3 protein-coding genes are annotated in these 3,862 nt (G+C 62.9%); all 3 read right to left on the bottom strand.

The window, feature by feature from the left end; translation table 11 throughout:
- Window positions 1-1,550: GMC family oxidoreductase (locus tag VFP86_07710; GenBank protein HET8999514.1), on the bottom strand; the 1,550-nt coding region annotated here is incomplete at its 3' end.
- 18 nt (window positions 1,551-1,568) lie between these two features.
- The gene (locus VFP86_07705) at window positions 1,569-2,192 is read right to left on the bottom strand and encodes a hypothetical protein (GenBank protein ID HET8999513.1); all 624 of its coding nucleotides are present in this window, start codon (window positions 2,190-2,192) and stop codon (window positions 1,569-1,571) included.
- A 981-nt stretch (window positions 2,193-3,173) separates the two neighbouring features.
- A partial coding sequence (locus VFP86_07700) for an NAD(P)H-binding protein (GenBank protein ID HET8999512.1) occupies window positions 3,174-3,862 on the bottom strand: 689 nt, incomplete at its 5' end.

Raw genomic sequence — 3,862 nt, 5'->3', positions numbered from 1 at the left:
ACCAAATACTGCGCCGTTCGTATCGCCAGCGCCACGATCGTGAGCGTAGGGTTGACGGCGGACGAGCCGACAAAGGTGCTGCTCCCCACTACGAACAGATTCGGACTGCCGTGAACTCGTCCAAAGGGGTCGACCACACTCGTGCCTGCGCCTGATCCCATCCGGCACGTCCCCATGTGGTGATTTCCGGAGAAGTAGGATTCGGGTCCCTCAAGGTGCGCCTCAGTGGCTCTCGTGGCCCGTGCGAACTGGTCAAACAGTGTTTTTGCGAATACGTACGTTTCATGATCGAAGGGCGTCCATTCATAATGGACGTGGGCGTACTGATCCCCGAACCTATCCCGTCTGTTTGACAGGGCCACGTACTTGCGGGGACTCGGCTCGGATTCTGCATGAAGATACAGCACGCGCTCCCGCGGTACGGGTCGCATCGCCTGAAGGATCTCCGTCCCGGACCCGGCGGACCCGATCTGCAGAAACGGGGGCGCGGTGATGTTCGAGGAAAACTCGATCTTGACGCCGCCATGTCGCCCACGGCGTGCCACGTCCAAGAATTGATGGCTCTGCCCGGTAAGTGGCCCCACGCGCCCGGGGAAAAGGACATCTGCATAACGGAGGACGCCCCACCAAAGATGGTGGAAGGTCAGATGCTGACCGATCTGTTCCTCGGAGGGCCACCCCTGCACACGGCGGTCGCCCATTGACATCAGGAGAAGGCGCGCCGATTCGATCGCGCCTGCGGCGATGATGACCACCTTGGCGTGATGCTCACGTGGCGTGGCCGCTCCGTTCTCCTGGTAGACCAGCCCGGTCGTCCGCCCGGACCGGTCCACGGCGATCCGTCTGACCGAGGTGGTGGGGACGAGTCGGCAGCGTCCCGTCCCGAGCGCCTCCTGAAGATGTACGCCGGGGGAGTACCGTGCTCCGATGGGACAGACTTCGCACGCGCCGATGTTCATGCAGCCCGGCCGCTCGCGATATCGGGCTCGCGTTCTCGCTTGGGGCGTCGTGTGCAACACGAGGCCCTGTCGGCGCAAGCGCTCCGCGAGGAGGAGGTCATCGTAACTCAGCGGAAACGGCGGGAGCGGGTGCGGCCGGGACCGCGGAGGCGCGAACGGGTTGTCGGCATCGGTTCCGGACACGCCGAGAAATGCCTCGGCATCACAATAGAAAGGCTCCAGGGCGTCATAGTCAAGCGGCCAATCCGTTCCGTACCCATACAGGCTCTGCGTTCGAAAATCATGGGGCAACATCCGGAGGGTGATCCCGGCCCAACCCGTCGCCGACCCACCCACCATCATGCGACGCTCGTCATTCAGGGGATACCGATAGGTCCCGGTTAGCGTGAGATCCTTCAGATCCCCGGAGAGGCGATAGTCGGGGTTGTCGTACCCATACTGGATGCGTTCCTGGAATTGGCTCGCGTGAGGGTAGGGATACGCGGGCCCCTTTTCGAAGATGTGCACATCAATCCCACGTTGGGTAAGCAGGGAGGCCACTGTGGTGGCGGCGATGCCCGACCCGACAATGGCCACCGTGCTCTCGGTCATGGACGCATCCGCCCGGGCCTACGCCTTCCGGCGTGGCACCTCCCGGTAGCGGTCGAGTCCCCGCGGCGTCCCCGACCACGTCTCATAGCCGAGCAGGGTCCACACGTCGGTCCGAGCGAACAGCGCGAGGACGTCTCGCACTATGTACCGGTCGTAGAGCAACCAGTCGCGGTCACCCCGGCGCGGGCGCCGCATAGTGGTGGCGTCGGTGCGGGCCTCGAAGACTCGCTGGAGGATCCGCCGCTGGGTCGCGACCAGGCACTGGGCGAATGCGCGTCCCTCGGCGCGCTCGGCCATTTGATTGACCGTCGCGTGAAAACGATCATAGAGCGCGAGATGCCCACGCAGATGCTCTGCTCGCCAGCGGAAGAACGCGGCATAGTGCTCCCCCTCAATTGGCTCGTTGACGACGGCACGGGTCGCGGCGAGAAGCGTGCGCAGGTTTACTGTATTGATCGGTCCGGTGGGGGCATCGTCCAGCGCAAGCGGATCGAGCCTGTGCCGCAGGCCTCGGAGCGAGTCAAGCGCCCCCAGGGCGCCCGCGATCAATCCTACCGCGCCCGCCGCCAGCAGGCCTACAAAGGTGCGTCGGGACAAGTGCACGGCGTTGAGTTTCGGGCGGTATGAGGGGGCATCCTGCATGACACGATCGTCCTACGGGGGGTCGTTCGATCAATATGCCCTCCCGGCATACCCAGCCAGGAGGCCGCATAGCCTCCCACAGCAGGTAAGGGTATGGGTTTCTGCGAGGCCCCGACGGTAGTACCCTACGATTATGGGCAAGCTGGCTGAAGCGCTAGGCTACTGATCGCTGTGCCAAGCTGAGCGTCTTGGGAATCGTGCCAGTCCCACAAGCCCACGACTTGTCCGGTGGAATTGAGCACAGGAGAGCCGCTATGCCCCGGGACGGCGGGCTTGGTAGCGAATAAGATCTTGAATCCGGGCGTGCCATCCGTGAAGTCCAATTTGCGACTCACTTCGCCTTCCGCGGACCATTCGTAGGGGAGTGGTTGCTGCGCCGCGCCAAATCCCAGCACTCGTACACGGTCGCCGACGCCCGGGTCTGGTCCAAGCGGCAGCGCTGGGAACGCAGGAAGCGACCCCCGATGAGCCGTCGCGTAGGGGACGTTATTGTAGCGTATGTCGTCGAAAGGGAAATCCGCCGGGATCAGCCGGATCTCCGCCACATCCCGGGAAAGCGGTACCGTGGTGTGCCGGCTCATTGGATCGTAGGGCAGCTCACTGGCACAGATGAGAGAGGCACTATAGAATTCCCTTCCCACAATCGCGAGAAGTCGATACCTTCGGTCGGTGCGTGCCCGATACACTACATGGCTAGCGGTCAGCGCTCTGCCCTCTTTGGAGATGAAAAAGGCGGTGCCGCGGTCGACCCCCCTCCAGATTTCTCTCTGGCCTCCTTGAACAAGCTCCCAGACGCTGATAATGAAGATGCTACGCTGTGGGGGTTCCTGCGCAGTCAGTGGGCCCTGTGCGATAATGGGCGGGCCGAGGAGCGCGATAGTAGCGAGAACCGCTGCAGATAGCCCAGAATACATTCTTAGATCTTAATTGCCCTCCCATAATAGATCTGAGACGGCTAAGACATGGGGGTATTTCATTCGCTTAGTAAGCGATTCCGATAGTATGCTTGATTGTCTCGGGTTGCTTGAGCGCGCGAAGCATGAAATGGGCGACATCGGCGCGTGCAATGAAGAAGCCGCCCGGGAGGTTCTGCCCGGACGCCGTCCGGTAGATGCCGGTCAGGGGCTTGTTGGTCAACCGAGGTGGTCGTACGATGGTCCAGTCCAAGCCGCTGTCCCGAAGGATGTCCTCCATCAGGGCGAGGTCGGCATAGGGCTTGCGGAGCACGGCTTTTATCAACGGACTGAATAGGTGCCGCATGAAGAACCCATCGCCCGGGTCGTGCTTCGGCGACTTCGGCCGGCCCGGCGATGGCACGGTCCCGATCGGCGCGGCGCTGACGACGAAAATGCGTCGCACATCCGCTGCCTTCATCGCTTGGACGATGGCCCGCGTACCCTGCGAGGCGACTCCGGCGTCGGATATCGACCGTGGACCAAGGGCGGAGAGCACCCCGTCGGCTCCTTCGACCGCGGACTTGAGTGCGGCCTGGTCTGCAGCCGCCAGGTCTGCTGTGACGACGCGTACCGTTGCGGACAGCTTCTTCGGGTTTCGTACGACTGCTGTGACCTCGTGACCTGCGGCGACGGCCTGCTCGAGGGCTTGCCGACCGATACCGCCGGTCGCCGCGAAGATTGTGAGCTTCATCTCTCGCTCCTCTCGCTCCATGG

This window comes from bacterium (genome assembly GCA_035703895.1).
GTDB lineage: Bacteria > Sysuimicrobiota > Sysuimicrobiia > Sysuimicrobiales > Segetimicrobiaceae > Segetimicrobium.
This window is presented reverse-complemented; position numbering and strand designations above follow the sequence as displayed.